Below are 16,867 nucleotides of genomic sequence, written 5' to 3'. Positions count from 1 at the left end.
GTTGTCAGGATCAATAGGTTACACAAGCTAGGGTGCGGGAGTTTTTTAAATTAACAGCCTGCAGTTTTAAGTTATAAGTTATAAGTTATAAGTAATAAGCTAAAGTTAGGATGATTTAAAAATAAAATTAGATGTTTAGAACTCATTACATTTTTAGGTTCTTTTTAGGGTACTGTTTAAGAATCAACGCAATAAATACAATACCGCCCAATAGCTCGATAACAACAGATAAAACGCCAGCCATCCCTAATATTTGCTCAAAGATCGTTTGACCTAAAATTAGACAGGTCATGGCGACTATGCTGACCAATAAAATTCGCTCACTGTGATGCATGGAGCGACTAATGCGATTGGTTAAGGCACATACCAATAGCCCTAGAAATACGATAGGACCAACGAAAGCAGTGGCAGTTGCGACCAATACGGCAATAATGACCAGTAATTTCAAAGTGAGCGCAGGATAATCTATCCCTAAGTTGATGGCATTCGCGCGACCGAGCATCAGTACATCTGCCTGATAGCGCCACCGCCAAATAATCACAGCACTGATAAAACATACCGCCAGACTGAACCACATTAAGATTGTATTGATGGTATTAAACTGAGCAAAACTCGCTGCTTGTACCACCACAAAGTCTTCAGGGCTAATCATACGCGCGATTAAACTGGATAAACTTCTAAATAGAACGCCAAATACGATACCGACCAGTATCAGTTGAGATAACGACTGCTGCGAGCGCTTAAATAATAGTTTAAATAGTAATAATGACGCGCCGACCATCAGCACTACTTCTAATCCGAATTTCAACAAAGGCTGAGTCGAGAATATATTGAACGACCCCAAAAAGAATACCAGTAGACTTTGAATCAAAACGTATAATGCATCAAACCCTAACAAGGCAGGCGTCAAAATGGGGTTGTGAGTTAAGCTTTGAAACAGCAAGGTAGAGACGCCAATACAATAGCCGACAATCATCAAAGCCAGTAATTTTTGACCGCGAAAGGGCAGTATAAAGTCCCAATTACCGTGCGCATTGAGCGTCATAAATAACACACAGCTTACTATCAGTGCGACTAATCCGAAACATACTGGCTTCGTCCAAAGACTTTGAGACGGCAGTGGCAGTATCTGCGCCGAGTCTGATGTAACTGTCTTACTCGGCTTTGTGCGTTTAGGCTTTGAAAATTGAAACGAGGGAGAAGTCGTTGTATCGCAGGAGTCGTCTGCTGAATCTGATACTGAATCTGGCTTAGTGATAGCTTGCTTATGTAGGTTCATAATCGACTTAGCGCTTAAATAAAAGGGATAGAACAGTAACGATTGAATATTGTTATGGTTTTGACGGTTGTTATAAGCCGAGCTGAATAATTATTAAGAATGGATGTTAACTTTTTTAGGTTTAGGATTTCGGAGTAGTAACCATAGAAAGACCACGGCTCCCAGTACCCCAAAAATGGTCGCAACGGGTATCTCAAATGGGTAGCGAATACTACGGCCCAAAATATCACACAGCAGTACCATGCTAGCGCCAAAAAGGGCAACCGCAGGCAAACAGCGCCGTAATCGATCGCCCATTAGTTGACTAATAATATTGGGAACCACCAAGCCTACAAAAGGAATGGCGCCCACTGTGACCACGACCACTGCACTAATCATAGCTACTGTTAAAATAACAAACCAAATGACGACGCGCTGATTGACCCCTAGATTAATGGCTATAGCATCTCCCAATCCAACAATGGTCAGTTTGTCGGCCAATAGATAGGCAATAAAGGCCAAAATGCCAGTGAGATATAGCAGCTCATAGCGACCCGCTAAAATGGTAGAGAAGTCGCCAAAGCGCCAAACCGATAACAGTTGTAACGACTCAGTCTGGTAGGCGATAAAGGTGGTTACCGCTTCAATAATACCGCCAAACACAATACCGACTAACGGCACCATTAACAGGTCTGTCGCAGGCAAGAACTTAATAAGTCGCATAAATAGCACCATTCCGAAGATGGCACACACCGTTGCGATTAGCATCTTACTAAACAGACTACTGGCAGGCATGAGTAAGCTGACCACCAATAACCCCAATCCTGCACTTTGAGTAGCACCCACCATTGAGGGATCGACAAAGCGATTTTTTAACACCACTTGTAATATCATTCCAGCGACGGCCAATGATGCACCAGTCAGGATAATGGCGATGGTACGGGGTAGGCGACTGATCAATAACAGCTGCAAGTCATTACCCGAATTATGCTGCGTTAATACTTGCCACAGCCCCTGCCATGTAAAATCAGCCACACCCAAAGACACGCTGAGTAACACCAAGCCTGCTAACAAACAAACACTCAAGGTATTGAGTATTGCAGGGGATAACCACGCTGGCCTAGACGAATCTTCCGAAAATGAGGATGTGGCTGAGCTTTTAAACGCTGAGCTTTTAAACATAGGCGTCAAACTTATCCGTTTTGAAATTTGCCATATCTATAGCGATTAGTTATAAGTTTCGAACCATATTTTGAGCCATAAATAATGAATAAAAATAGCCTAATAACGTATACCGTTCCTATAAAGTGTTCTCTAAAACGACCTATCCTTGTTAGATTTGTTAGGCTCATTAAGCTTACTATGAGCCTATTATTTATAGGGTTTGTACCTTTCTCGATAGGTCATTTTTAAGAGTGGGTATGATAAGGCTTAATCGGCCAGTTTATCGGCTTTGCTTAATTGATCGGCCACGATTTTGGCATCATTCATCCATTGATAGTAGCCGCCAAAGGCTAAGTATGAATCCGGACTTAAGTAGACGATGTGGTTGTTTTTCCAAGCCTTGGTTTGATGTATTAAGGGGTTGTCTAATACCACATTTGCTCCGACACCTTCCTCACCAATAGCGGCGGTTCTATCGAGTACAAATAACCAATCTGGATCTACTTTTTGAATGTACTCAAAGGATACCGGTTGACCGTGAGGTGCTTGTTCAATATGGGTGTCGGCTGCTGGGATACCAAATTCATTATGAATAAAGCCAAAGCGTGACCCTTCGCCATAGGCAGAGAGTTTATTGCCATTAACCATTATTACCAGACCGTTTCCTTTGCCCTCACTGGCAGCTTTAGCACGGTCTATGGCTTGGTCAATATCTTGTTGCAACTGCTGTGCTTTGTCTTTTTTGTTAAACAGTCTACCTAAGTCAGCTAGACGTTGGCGGCTAGACTCATACATGTTTTCAGTATCTATAGTGAGATCTAGCGTAGGCGCCATTTTACTTAAGATGTCATACTTCTCAGCCATGCGTGAGCCGATTAAGATAGCTTGCGGCTGCATCTGGTTGAGCACTTCCATATTAGGCTCAAATATAGTGCCTACATTGGTGCTTTCTGGGGCATTGGCAGCCTTGAAGTTGTCTAAGTGTAGATTCTCAGGGAGTCCATCTACCGCGATATCAAGGGCGGCCAAATCTTGCATCAAAGTCATATCATAGACAACAAGAGGTCTTGGATTGGCAGGCAGCTTCACATCACCACGAGCAGTGTCAATCGTGACCTCAGCGCTGTTGGTAGCCGCTGTGTTGTCAGGAGTTTGTGCTGACTCAGTGGCGCTTTGCTCAGTCGCAGCCGTTTTCTCAGTCGCAGTCGTTTGTTCAGCACCTGAGTCATTGGCAGAGTCTTGAGGTGAGCAGCCTAATAGAGCGCCGCTGATGAATAACGAGAGTAATGCCAGCTTGGTTTTTGGAAAAGTGTTAGGTAGGGATAATGAATTAAACATAAAATCTCGCTTATCTGTCTATTATTATCTATTGAAAAGGGCTAGGTATCTATTGAAAGGGCTAGGTAATCATATTCTAAATACGCCACGCTTTGACGTTTAATAACCTGTAAAACCCTTTTGAATGAATAGGTTATCTCTAATAATTGGTTTTTAAGATGACTATGATACGCTTTTTTAATTAAAAAACAAATGATAATTGTTCGTATTTAGACAAGTTTAAACATTTAGTGTATGGGTTTGGTTTATGGTTTTAATTTAAAGCCAGTATGTCTTGATAATTCGTCAGTATGTCGGGAGGATATAGTCAAAACTGCATTTTAATGAGCAATAGTTGTCACGTTTGGTGAAGCGAAGCGTAACCCAAGGAGTGTTAAAGACAGTTGCCGTACATAATTTTAGAGCTTTTATACTATATCTAATCTTGCTTTCCACTACTATCTTGGTTGGCACTCGGCGAGTCGCTAAGTGTTAGCTCGTTCCTGCTACCGCGATAACGAGCTAACCCAAGCGCCTCTGCCAAGTGCTGCACCAAGTATATCCGCTACAATCAAGGCTAAACGGCTTACTTTACTCATGCCTGCCAGTATTGACAATCATATCAACTTAAAAACGTTATGTAGCAACTGTCACTATATTGGACGACACAGGTGAGGCTCAAATGATGCTTATATTAAGCCCTCACTATGACACTAAGATCTTAAATCATTTATTTTATTGCTAAATCCCGCTCTATCCCGTACGTTACACGGGTTGAAAATGAGCAAGTACGTTTCAACAGACCCTAGTTAACTTATAAAAGTTATGAAAGTTATAAAAGTATCGAGTCATCAAGCTCAATAGTCTTAAATTGCATCTATTAAGTTACTTTTAATTATCCTTTTACTATATTTCAAAAATACTATTTCAGAAGCTTCTATTATTCTATTCTGGAATTAACAAAATACCCATTATTTTAATAAACTATTGATTTTAATGAGTTTAAAAGGCATAATTTATTGCGCTTTTTTAAATTTCTTTTAAAATAATGTTACTACGTTTTTCATTAAGCAGCTCATTTTACCAAGGTTTAATCAACGTTAGTCAACTTCAATTACCCTTCAAAATAGTAAAGCGACATTATCCTAAAGTGACATTGCAAAGTAGCAATATGTCAGTCACCTTGATTGTATGGCTCTCAATGGAATGACTAAAGTCAACAATAGCGCATCAAAACAATACCACGTAAGGACACAATAGTATGGCCATGTTCGATTATAAAAATTATTCAAGTGATGAATCAAAAAAGTTAGCAGACGATGCAAATCGCCTGTCTACCTATACCAATACCTCAAGTTTCTTAGGATTTATTCCAGGCGACGATGTACTAAATGGATTAGGTAAAATAACTGGTGACCTCTTTCCCAATAAGACCGATATCGGCATTCCTGAAGGGTGGCGTGAGTTAACGCCTAGTGATTTAGGGGTTAGTGATGACTTAGTCGATAAGTCAGGCTATTTCAAGATTGAAAGCTTATATACCGGTACCGCAGTAGAAGGTCCTCAAGCTAAGATCTTTGGTCAGTATGACGAGAGTGGTAAGCTTGTACGTATTAACCTAAATATAGCGGGTACCAATGACTTACCTGATATTCTCGATTATTTAAACTTAAACAGTCATGAAGGTAAAGAGCTGTTAGAGCCAATACTGCAAATCGTTAAAGATTATGCCATTGCGAATGACTTGACAGGCAGTGATGTCTTGATAAGTGGCTATAGTCTGGGTGCAGGTGTGACTAACGTCATTGCCGCCGAGCGTGAAGGGTTATCCGACGGCTTCTTTACTGACTCAGATTATATGGCATTTGCCGTACCTGTTATCTATGATAATCCCGACGTCGTCCTAAATTACGGTTATGAAAATGATGTGGTCCATCGTGCAGCGGGCGATGCGCCAGACTTCTTCTCAGCGGTCGCAGATGGTGAACCTGGTTTAGTAAACCCTGATAAGAGCTACGCCAGCTCCATGGACAACGTGGTGTTATTTAATGATGTTTATGCGTCACCAATTTGGGATTTGAGTATTTTTTCTTTATTAAATATTCCTACAGGCTGGTATGCCCATATCAATGGATTTACCACCGATGCTATCACTCGTATTGCAAACTCTTCATTTTACGATTATACCCAAAAAGACAGTACCGTTATTGTTGCTGATTTGACAGCCGTGATGCGTCCGATAACGTGGGTACAAGATGATGCCTCTCATACGTCTAGTCATTTTGGTACGTCAGCCTTTCTAGTCGGTAGTCAATACGATGATTTAATAGCGGGTGGCTCAAATTTCGATTATATCGATGCTGGCGCAGGTAACGATACGATTAAAGCGGGCAACGGTGTCGATCATATTGATGGTAATACAGGCGTGGATGAAGTACGCATCGAAGGCCGTAGTAAAGACTGGGATGTCTTTAAGATGGAAGATGACACCTTATTCTTCGTCGATAAAGATGGCAGCAATCTGGTCGAGGCTGACAATGTTGAGTCGGTGAGTTTTAATAGCGAGCTCATGAGCCACAACCATAATTACACCATCACTGATAGCGGACTTGACAATACTCAGCCTATTCGTAAATGGTTTAGTAAAAACGATGTTCAGTTTTCAGACCACATTGAAGGTAGCGACAGTAATGATATGCTAGAGGGTCAATTTGTCTTTGCACGCGAAGGTGATGATATGATTAGCGGTACTGAGCTATCAGATACGTTGCACGCCGGTAGCGGTGATGATGTGATTTTAGCATTCGCTGGTGATGATCGCTTATATGGTGCTGAGGGCAATGATACCCTCAATGGCGGGGCAGGCGATGATATCTTAATTGGCGGCATTGGTAATGATACATTTGTCATTGATATCTTATCAGGCAACGATGTAATCGCTGACTTTAATAACGATGCTGGCTATCAAGATACCCTTCAGCTCTCCTCTGAATTGTTTTCAGATATGAGTCAATTGAGTGCTCAAACGACTCAAAATGGGTCTAATGTATCTGTGGCAATAGGTAATCAGAGTTTCTTAACGGTTGAGAACTGCTACGTCGATGATGTTTTAAGCTGTTCTGTTATCGCTTAACTAAACTCTTATAAATTAAATACTAAAATTTTTTTCATAAAAAACTCAGCAAATTAGCTGAGTTTTTTAGTGTTCACAGAGAATTTGTGTCGCGTAAAATTTTAAAAGTAAACGATGCTATTCTGCTTCAAATAATTTCTGCTTAAAGTAACTAATTTTTTGTATGATTGAAATAACCATCTTTAGCTGAGTCTTCAATTACAACGCCTTTACTACTAAATGAAAACGCTTTATTGCTAAAAGTTCCAACCATAATAGATTCAATTAATGGTGAAACATTTTGCGCTTCGCTTTCGATGGCCACCACAAAGTTGGCACCGTCACCGCCTGTATCATCATTTTTTTCGACAATATAGTTGAGCGTTCCCATAGGCGGTAACTCAATAGATTTATTCAGATAAGGACGAACATAATCCCCTTGAGTATTATAGTAATCAATTCTAGTCACATATAAGCTGTTATCTAAGCTGGTATTACGAATGCTCAAAGTCGCTGATAACATAACTTTAGGAGTTTCTTCATCACCATATATATTTGAATAAACAGGGACATAAAACAGGTGTTGATAAGCCATATTACCCTTAGGCATATCGACTTCAAGTTTTTTTATCGGGTCCTTATGATCTTCATTGTACAAAATATTTGGATCTCGCTCAGGGGGGTTACACCCTACTAAGCCAGCGCTTAATAGCAATAGCGTCGCCAATAATGATGTGGTTTTCATATCACTCCTTACGGCCTGATAGTCAGAGAAGCAGCCAAGGCCATTTATATAGTGGACTGAATCATAATATCATTAACTCAAGACTCTCTTAGAAATGTAAAACGATATATCTATTACCTGATAATTTAACCCACCAATATATTGGTTTCTGGATAGTTGACCCGAGTAGATCTTGGCATGGCAATTAAATAAGCCAGTGTCAACGGTCCCAAGCGCCCTGCAAACATCATAAACATAATGACAATTTCACCTGCATTACTTAAGCGAGTCGTCAGGCCTCTCGTTAAACCAACCGTACTCAAAGCAGATACCACTTCAAAAAGAACATCTTCTAAGGGATGATCCGCCTCAATAACGGATAGAATAAACACACTTAAAAATATTAACATCATTGTTATGCTAATGAGCGCTAGTGACTTTCTGACAAGTCTATCGGGTATACGACGCTCAAAAATAGTAACATGATCACGTTGGCGTAAAAAAGCCCAAGTCGTCAGTAGTAAAATAACAAAGGTACCTACTTTAATGCCGCTAGCAGTCGATACTGAACCGCCACCAATAAACATTAAGAATATAGTCAAAATGGTGCTGGCATCAGTGAGTCCATCAACAGGTACGGTATTAAAACCTGCCGTTCTAGGTGTAATAGCTTGAAACCAAGAGGCAATAAGCTGATCACCTAAGGTAAAATTCCCCATAGTATTGGGATTATTATGCTCTAACAACCAAAATAAAACAAATGCAACTACATTCAAAGCAGCCGTAGCCCCAAGCATTAACTTGGTATTAACGTTTATTTTTGACCATCTTTTATTTTCAATTAAATCTTTTATGACAATAAAACCCAGTCCACCAATAATGATAAGGGAGGTGATGGTAATATTTATCCCAACATTATGCACATAAGGCATCAAGTTGTCATTACTTAAGCCGAAGCCTGCATTGTTGAATGCTGATATCGTATAGAAAAAACCACTATAAAGGGCCTCAGATAGGGGCATTTCTTTAGCAAAAAATAGTGATAGAAAGATAAATCCTATAAGCTCAACCGTCAATGCAATAGCGATGACAGATTTTGCAGTAGAGGTTATATCGCCGAAGCTTGCATCCGCAAATGCTTCACGCGCTATTTTTTGTCCAGCAATATTTAGCCGTCGTTGTAAGCTTATAAATGCAAAGACCGCAAAGGTCATAAACCCAAGTCCACCTATCTGAATAAGAGAGGCGATAATGACCTGACCTAAGCGGGTATAGTTGGCAGTGTCCACAACTGCGAGACCTGTTACTGTTACAGCGGATGTCGCTGTAAAAGCGGCTTTAAGCCATGAAACGGGTTCAATAGAGCAGGCGGGCAGCATTAATAAACAGGTGCCTATGGTTATGACGACCAGAAATCCTACTGACAAAATCATAGGCGGTGATGTTAAAATAGACATTCTTTTCTTTGGCATATTACCTACTTTTAAACCCAATACGCTTTCTTTTGACAATAATTTAGATAGATAACTATTTAAATAGACAATAGTTTTTTGGCTAATATTTTAAGATCATTCACATCGCCTTTAAAGACTAAACGATCTGGGTATTGAACATACATATCATCAGTAAAATCTTGAAACACATCATCATTACGAATAATGAGTAATAAGGATGTTTCAGGGTTTTTGTACTTAATTTTACCGATATTGATGGGGGACGCATGTTCTGGTAGATCGATACGTACCAGATACTCTTTATTACCCAGTGATAGATACTGCTTCATCATGGGATAGGCCATAGATTGGGCGATACGAATACCCATATCTTGTTCAGGATGGATGATATTGTTAACGCCAAGACTATTGAGAATATCATGATGAGCATCTGTCTTAGCTTTTACCCACAAGTTCTTAACCGGTAATTTAATCAGATTTAGCGTACACAATAAGCTGGCTTCCAAATCTTCACCAATACTTACGATGACCCCATCAAACTGACTGAGGTTGAGTTCTTGCAATGTCTCAATATCAGTGGCATCGGCAATAACAGAATGCGCCAAGGTATCACTAACTTTATTGACTTCATCTTCATCTAAGTCAATACCTAACACCTCATTTCCCAAACTTTGTAGCTCAAATGCGCACGCTCTACCGAACACGCCTAATCCTATAACAGCAAATTGCATAGTCACCTCAGTTTATATTTAGGAGCTGGTATTAAATTACTTGTATTAGGTCATACTGATATTATCTTAAATACGGATTTTTGTATGCCAGATGATTGTCAGTGCCCACAAATAAATGGGTAATAATTATACTCCTAAACCCATTCAATTAGAAAAGTTATGTTTATATTCACAACTAAAAGAAACAATAAATAATACTATTTATATAAAACAAGTGCTTTATATAAAACGAGCATTTCTGCATACAACTTTTTATAAAAAGATCTGCCAAAAAAAAACCTCTATCGGCGATTTAGTCCCTTTAATAGCAAAAGGGTAACTATATACCAGATAGAGGCTCTTATTTAACTTAAGAACACAGGCTTAGTAGTGTACTTAAGCCTTTAAACGATGAATAATTTATCACTGAGAGCTTTTAGCGAAGCATCGTATCATGAACTGACTTTCGCGATAACGTCATCACGACTGAGTAACTGCTTTTCACCATCACGACGATCCACATATTCATATTTGTCATCACCTAAGTTGCGATCAGAGACTACAATACGATGCGGGATACCTATTAGCTCAAGATCTGCGAACTTCACACCAGGACGCTCATTACGATCATCAAGAATCACATTCAGCCCTTTGGCTTTTAGCTCTTCGTATAATGCTTCTGCAGTATTCATCACCGTGTCTTCTTTCGACTTCATCGGTACAATAGCGATATCAAAAGGAGCGATAGAGTCTTGAATATCAGGCGTCTTTGGCCAAATAATACCGTTCTCATCATGGTTTTGCTCAATAGCGGCAGCAATGATTCGACTGACACCGATACCATAACAGCCCATCATAAGCGTGACAGGTTTGCCCGTCTCACCCATCACTGTGCAGTTTAGGGCTTTTGAGTATTTATCACCCAACTGGAAGATATGACCCACTTCGATACCACGTTTGATACTTAACGTGCCATGACCATCAGGAGAAGCATCGCCATCCACTACGTTCCGTATATCAACTACTTGAGTAATGGTCGCATCCCGATCCCAGTTCATACCGGTGGTATGCATATTTGGCTTATTGGCACCAGAGACAAAATCTGCCAATGCTGCCGCCGCACGATCGACAAATACGGGCATATCAAGATCAACACCGATATAGCCCTTATGTAGACCCGCTTGTTTCATTTCTTCTTCAGTGGCAAAGGTAAGAGGCGTGGCTACTTCAGCGATTTTTTCCGCTTTAATATCATTTAAGGTATGATCGCCACGTAGTACTAGGGCTACTAAATGCTCTTCACCTTCAGCAGTTTGACCTTTTACGATGAGGGTTTTAACCGTTTGCGATAATGGCACGTTTAAATGCTCGGCAACCGCTTCACAAGTCTGCATATTTGGCGTGTCCACATCTTGACGATTTTGAGAAGGCGCAGGGCGCTCATCATGGCAAATCGCTTCTGCTAACTCAACGTTCGCCGCAAAGTCTGAGCTGTCAGAGAAGGCAATGGCATCTTCACCACTACCTGCCAGTACATGGAACTCATGCGAGGCTGAGCCACCGATTGATCCTGTATCCGCCAATACCGCACGGAAGTTAAGACCCAAGCGACTAAAGATACGGCTATACGCCTCATACATTTGTTGATAAGTCGTCTCTAAAGAGGCTTGATCGACATGGAAAGAGTAAGCATCTTTCATAGTGAATTCACGAGCCCGCATGATGCCAAAGCGAGGACGAATTTCATCACGGAACTTACTTTGAATCTGGAAAAAAGTAACCGGTAACTGTTTATAGCTGCGTAATTCACCACGGGCTAAATCGGTAATGACTTCTTCGTGAGTGGGTCCCAATACAAAGTCGCGATTATGACGGTCTTTGAAGCGAAGAAGCTCTGGACCATAGTCCTCAAAGCGTCCTGACTCCTGCCACAATTCTGCGGGCTGAGTCATTGGCATATAAACTTCTTGTGCCCCGATATTTTGCATCTCTTCACGCACAATTTTTTCAACTTTTTGCAACACCTTCAGCCCCATGGGTAACCATACATAAAGACCAGAGGCGAGTTTACGGATCAAACCGGCTCTAACCATTAACTGACTTGATGCGATATCGGCATCGTTAGGGGTTTCTTTTAGGGTAGCAAACAAAAACTGGCTGGCTCTCATAACTGACTCAACTTTACTCAATGTGTAATTTAAAAAGGGTGAAACAAAAGAATTAAATAAAACAGTTAAACAAAAGAATAGGGCGTGTGGAACATTCGCAAATTATCACTGATAATATACTGACCTTGATGACCGTTAACCCATTAAAAAATTCATCTTACGGTGTCACTCAAAATTAGTCGCTATAACTTGCCTATGTTAGGTAAACTCGCGTGATGACGCAATCCTTTTTTTACCACTTTGTGAATTTAGTTCAAAATAACCTTAGATAGATAAGTTTAGGCGTCAGCGATACTTAAAATAAGCCTCTAAAATGACTCCTCAAATCTGTAACTTAAAATAGCAGACAAATATGAGCTTATTGACTATATTGTAATAGTCAGTCAACCTAAATAAGCGAGATAAGGCAAGCGAGCGCTAGAAATACTACAGTTATAAACGTGGCGAGTTTAAGTCGCTAACCTTTTAATAATACTTCTTAATAATACTTCGTCTCATATTAAACTATTAATGACCACTTCAATGAAGACAAACTATGAATAATTCGACTCAAAATAAGGCTCAAAGTAACGGTATATGGTTAAAACTTGTTTTGTTAATCACTCTCATTATCGTGAGTGTCATGCTTTGGCGGCAGTATATTCAAGATAAAACGCCACAGATTCAAACCGTCAGTCGTGAGGGGGTTATTTCCAAAATTCAACAGCTGAATCGGCTAGAGACTGTCGCCTACAATGTCGATACGGTGATCACCAGTGAACAACAGGGTACGTGGCAACGGCTATGGCAGGATGAGCAAAAAGGCTTGTTTATTGCACGGGGTCGAGTCGTAGCGGGCGTTGATTTAAGCGAGCTAAGTCCTGAGATGGTAAAGGTTTCGGAGCCGACTGAAGAGCAGATTGAAGCGGCAAAAAATGAAGCGGCTATATCGGGTAATGACAATACACCGATTACTCTAATGCCAGATCTGATGATTACCTTACCGCCCGCTGAAATTTTTAGCGTATATCTTGATGATGTTGAAGTATATGACTGGGAAGCCGGCGGCTTCTTTGGGATGGTAAAAGCTGAGCCAAAAATCTTAGAGCAAGCACAAGCCAGTGCCAAGCAAGAAGTGCTAAAGCGTGCCTGTGCTGATGGGGTGATGCAACAAGCGGAAACCAATGCCAAAACGCAAATGGAAAACCTCTTTGCAATGACTGGTGCCAAAGTCACGGTAACCACGCAGGGGGCAGGGGCTTGCCAGCCAACCGATTAAGCCATTTAAGAACTAAGTTTGATATGGTGACTATAACGTCATCCTTCAGCCTCTAAATGCTTATTTTTTAAACGGTTCATTTTTTAAACGGTTGATTTTTTGAACGGTTCATTTTTTGAACTGTTCAAGCGCATAAAGGCGGGCTTGCTTATGTTCTACCATCGGTTGAGGGTAGTCGACATTGGCAAACTTGCCTTGACTGCTTAAGGCTTGTCTAAATTTGGATTCATCATGCAATATTGTGGGTGGCATGTCTCTGAGCTCTGGAAGCCAAGTTTTGATAAAAATAGCTTTTTCATCATGCGTCTTAGCTTGACTAAACGGATTCATAATTCGAAAATAAGGCGACGCATCAACCCCTGTAGAGGCACTCCATTGCCAACCTCCATTATTTGACGCAAAATCACCGTCAATTAAACGTTGCATAAAGTAGCGTTCACCCAATCGCCAATCAATTAACAAATCTTTGGTCAAAAACATCGCTGTCACCATGCGTAATCTATTGTGCATAAAGCCAGTCGCATTAAGGCATCGCATTGCGGCATCTACTATGGGTACACCCGTTCTGCCCTCACACCATTTTTTGAAGTCATCACTATCATAAGACCACTCAACTTTTTTATCTGTAACTATTTTATAAGCGCTACCTTTTACGATGTCGGGGCGATAACTGATGACATGACGATAGAAATCACGCCAAGCCAGCTCACTAATCCAGCGTTCGATATCGGTCTGGGAAGTTTCTGATTCTCCCTTTGAATCTGCTTGGCTGAACACATTAAGCAATTTATTTGCCCGTTGATAACACACTCGTGCGCTAATGCTGCCAATGGTCAAGTATGCTGACATTTGGCTGGTTGCCATTAAAGCAGGCTTATCTCGAGCAGTATTGTAATTGCCAATATCTTCTTTGACGAACTCATTAAGTCGCTTTTGTGCTTGGCTTTCGCCTGCCGGATAATCTTCATAAGTATTTTTAAGTAAAGCGTCAACAGTAGATTGTTTTATTCCATAATATAGCTTAAATAGCTCAACGGTTTGCTTATGGTAACTATCAATGGTTTGCAATAGCATTACTAAATGTTCATCGTCACTAGATGTAGTAGTTTTATTAACAGGAACGGGAGCAGGATATACCTGAACAGGACTTGCCTCTAAAATAGACTGCCATTTTTTATAAAAGGGGGTGAAGACTTTGTACATAGTATCATCGCCAGTCTTAATCGTGTTCGGCGGCAAGATACATTGGTCAGGGTAGCGGCTAAATTTTATGTTATGTTTATTAAGCAGCTTGTCTAATAGGCTGTCTCTTACCTGTTCATTACTTTCATATTCGATATTGGCAAAGACATGAGTGATAGATTGCGCAATACAAAGCTCTTCAATAGCATTAACGCTATGTGTAAAACTATCTGAGTTTATAAGTTGTAAGGGTATGCCTAGCTTGTTAAACAAATTTTTGGCGAGTTGCTTTAAGGTTCTAAAAATAAAGTCCATTTGCACCAATGACATATCATGCTCAAGCCATTGCTTAGGCGTTATCGTATATACGGCTAAAATTGGCGGTACTGATTCATTGATGTCATTGCTTAAGATTTGGTTAACGTCATCAAACAACATTGTTAAAGCAGTATTATCATGGATACGTAGGTCACGGCGAAACCACATCAAATATTTTTTTGGTTTAATAATTGGTTCAATAGTAGGCACATAAGACGTCATAAACTAACCTTCAGCGAGTAATGCTAATAATGATTCAATATATGCTAGGATAAGCAGTATTTAGCTAACTGACTTTAGTAAAAATGTTGTTTTAAGGATTTTATAAAACTATGCAGGTCAAATTTTGTGGATTTACCCGCCTCGAGGATATTAAAAATGCGGTTATGCTTGGCGCAGATGCGTTAGGCTTTGTATTTTATCCGCCGAGTCCACGAGCCATTACCCCTGAGCATGCCAAAGATCTCATTAAGCATTTGCCTGCGTTTGTCAGTGTCGTTGCTTTGGTTGTCAATATGGGTAAGGAGGAGCTTGTTGAATTGGCGGCTACTGTTCCGTTTGATGTGATTCAGTTTCATGGTGATGAGACTGCCGAGGAGTGCCAACAGTTATCCAGTAAGGTAAATAAACGTTGGATTAAAGCGCTTAGAATCAATAAAGAGACGCATGATTTAGAAAGCATTAGGGCGCAAATTGATGACTATGCTAAAGCAGGCGCTAGCAGTATTTTGCTTGATGCCTATCATAAAGATAGTTATGGTGGCACGGGCGAGCGTTTTGATTGGTCACTTATTCCAAATAATGCAAGCTTACCTATTATTCTTGCAGGGGGATTAACACCTAATAATGTTGGCGCTACGCTTAATCTGCCCATTCAAGCGGTGGATGTCAGTGGGGGTATTGAGTCAGCTAAGGGTGTTAAAGATTCGGGCAAGATGCGGGCATTTATAAAGGCTTTCAGTGTCTAAATAAGACACTGTTATAAATAGGATGATCATGCAAACTTTACGTTTTAGTGTATCTTGCGACATATCCTTAAAAGAAATGGCTGATGAGATGTCCAAAATGAATTTATCAGGAAGTGTTTGGATAGACTATGATGAAGCGAGCAAGCAAGTTTGTGAGACCTTAGTCAACCATTGGCTACAGTATATTGGACATGCAGACAAGGCTATTCAACCAACCAAAGACTTCACACAGCCTCATTATATTTATGAGCCTAAATCCAAAATATTTAAACCAGTTTTCTATACAGATATAAAGCATGTAGAAAATATAGACAAGCTTGATTTAGAAAACTTTTACCTATATATGCAGGATGACAATGCATTAGCTATTATTACAGGAGTGGGTGGAGTCGAAACGGGTTTGCCGCAACCAGTTTTTATCATTAATCTTGAATATATTGATGACTTAACTTGGATGGAAGTCACTCTGACTGATATAGGTCAAAAAGCTAAAATAAATATAGAAAGATTTGATGTCGATAATGTTTGTTTCTCAACCAGAGTAGTCATTTCCCGAACTACTATAGATGCTCATAAAAATGAAGATAGGGTTATTGATATACAAAATGGTGAGTTAAACTATCAAAAAATAGACTACGCTTTAAACTTATTTAATCAATTATTGTATGGGATCTTTCCTTATCTAAATGTTAGTACTATGTTTTATAATCATTTATTCTTTAGGATTACGTTTAGTAAAAATGGTAGAACGCTATTAAGCTTTAATATGGACTACGGGGATTATTTACAGCATTCTCTCTGGGATAGCTCTACTTTTGGTGTTCCAAATAACAGTGAACTGCTGAGAGTAGTTTTAAATAAAATAAATGGAGTTGATATCGAAGAGGAGTTTGAAATAAATGATGCTTTTAGCAATACTGAAATTAGATATATAGAAACTTATGAGTCTAATAAAGGTAGTACGGTTGATATAGATTTTCAAAATCAAAATGACTAAGTAGCTTTAGTTGTAATAAAGAACTTTCAATCATTACTAAATGGTTATGTAGCGTGGGTGCAATGCAATGGAACCCACGGAAGGTTTAATTTAGCAAAGGCTTAATGAGGCATCTAAAAATTCTTGGGTTACGCTTCGCTTCACCACACGCTACAACTATTGCTCATCAAATACAGTTTTGACGATATGTTATTGTGATTAAATATTAGGACTCATTGAGCCTTATAAAGGTAGGTG

Annotated in this window: 12 protein-coding genes; 4 read left to right on the top strand and 8 right to left on the bottom strand. The window is 39.9% G+C overall.

What is annotated here, in order from left to right:
* Window positions 1–145: 145 nt before the first annotated feature.
* The 3 genes from AC2SLT_RS09405 to AC2SLT_RS09395 form a co-directional block, all read right to left on the bottom strand.
* Complete coding sequence (locus tag AC2SLT_RS09405) at window positions 146–1,279, bottom strand: iron chelate uptake ABC transporter family permease subunit (RefSeq protein ID WP_486547402.1); 1,134 nt, start codon at window positions 1,277–1,279, stop codon at window positions 146–148.
* A gap of 93 nt (window positions 1,280–1,372) precedes the next feature.
* Window positions 1,373–2,440 carry an ABC transporter permease gene (locus tag AC2SLT_RS09400; RefSeq protein WP_486547401.1) on the bottom strand — a complete coding sequence of 356 codons (1,068 nt, stop codon included), beginning with the start codon at window positions 2,438–2,440 and terminating at the stop codon, window positions 1,373–1,375.
* A 249-nt stretch (window positions 2,441–2,689) separates the two neighbouring features.
* Window positions 2,690–3,760 (bottom strand): siderophore ABC transporter substrate-binding protein, encoded by a 1,071-nt coding sequence (locus tag AC2SLT_RS09395; RefSeq protein ID WP_486547400.1) that lies wholly within the window; start codon window positions 3,758–3,760, stop codon window positions 2,690–2,692.
* A gap of 1,240 nt (window positions 3,761–5,000) precedes the next feature.
* On the opposite strand from AC2SLT_RS09395, the gene AC2SLT_RS09390 reads away from it, so the two are divergent.
* Window positions 5,001–6,872, top strand: coding sequence for a calcium-binding protein (locus tag AC2SLT_RS09390; protein WP_486547399.1), 1,872 nt, complete (start codon window positions 5,001–5,003; stop codon window positions 6,870–6,872).
* Window positions 6,873–7,023: 151 nt separating this feature from the next.
* On the opposite strand, the gene AC2SLT_RS09385 is transcribed toward AC2SLT_RS09390, so the two are convergent.
* The 4 genes from AC2SLT_RS09385 to AC2SLT_RS09370 all read right to left on the bottom strand — a co-directional run bounded on the left by AC2SLT_RS09385 (window position 7,024) and on the right by AC2SLT_RS09370 (window position 11,907).
* Entirely contained in the window at window positions 7,024–7,596 is a 573-nt protein-coding gene (locus tag AC2SLT_RS09385) for a DUF3124 domain-containing protein (protein WP_486547398.1), read from the bottom strand.
* A 125-nt stretch (window positions 7,597–7,721) separates the two neighbouring features.
* Window positions 7,722–9,047 (bottom strand): TrkH family potassium uptake protein, encoded by a 1,326-nt coding sequence (locus AC2SLT_RS09380; protein ID WP_486547397.1) that lies wholly within the window; start codon window positions 9,045–9,047, stop codon window positions 7,722–7,724.
* Window positions 9,048–9,106: 59 nt separating this feature from the next.
* Window positions 9,107–9,760: a potassium channel family protein gene (locus AC2SLT_RS09375; protein ID WP_486547396.1), complete on the bottom strand. Its 654-nt coding sequence runs from the start codon at window positions 9,758–9,760 to the stop codon at window positions 9,107–9,109.
* Between the two features lie 431 nt (window positions 9,761–10,191).
* Window positions 10,192–11,907 (bottom strand): proline--tRNA ligase, encoded by a 1,716-nt coding sequence (locus AC2SLT_RS09370; protein ID WP_486547395.1) that lies wholly within the window; start codon window positions 11,905–11,907, stop codon window positions 10,192–10,194.
* Between the two features lie 535 nt (window positions 11,908–12,442).
* Between AC2SLT_RS09370 and AC2SLT_RS09365 the strand changes: the two genes are divergently transcribed.
* Complete coding sequence (locus tag AC2SLT_RS09365) at window positions 12,443–13,165, top strand: DUF4230 domain-containing protein (protein WP_486547394.1); 723 nt, start codon at window positions 12,443–12,445, stop codon at window positions 13,163–13,165.
* Window positions 13,166–13,273: 108 nt separating this feature from the next.
* On the opposite strand, the gene AC2SLT_RS09360 is transcribed toward AC2SLT_RS09365, so the two are convergent.
* Window positions 13,274–14,887 carry a cryptochrome/photolyase family protein gene (locus tag AC2SLT_RS09360; protein ID WP_486547393.1) on the bottom strand — a complete coding sequence of 538 codons (1,614 nt, stop codon included), beginning with the start codon at window positions 14,885–14,887 and terminating at the stop codon, window positions 13,274–13,276.
* A 110-nt stretch (window positions 14,888–14,997) separates the two neighbouring features.
* On the opposite strand from AC2SLT_RS09360, the gene AC2SLT_RS09355 reads away from it, so the two are divergent.
* Both AC2SLT_RS09355 and AC2SLT_RS09350 read left to right on the top strand, forming a co-directional pair.
* Window positions 14,998–15,633 carry a phosphoribosylanthranilate isomerase gene (locus AC2SLT_RS09355; protein WP_486547392.1) on the top strand — a complete coding sequence of 212 codons (636 nt, stop codon included), beginning with the start codon at window positions 14,998–15,000 and terminating at the stop codon, window positions 15,631–15,633.
* A gap of 28 nt (window positions 15,634–15,661) precedes the next feature.
* Window positions 15,662–16,630, top strand: a complete 969-nt coding sequence (locus AC2SLT_RS09350) for a hypothetical protein (protein ID WP_486547391.1) — start codon at window positions 15,662–15,664, stop codon at window positions 16,628–16,630.
* The last annotated feature ends 237 nt before the right edge of the window (window positions 16,631–16,867 follow it).

The organism is Psychrobacter sp. CX18 (genome assembly GCF_057396215.1).
Note: the sequence above shows the minus strand (reverse complement) of the source record. Positions and strands in the feature narration are given on the sequence as shown.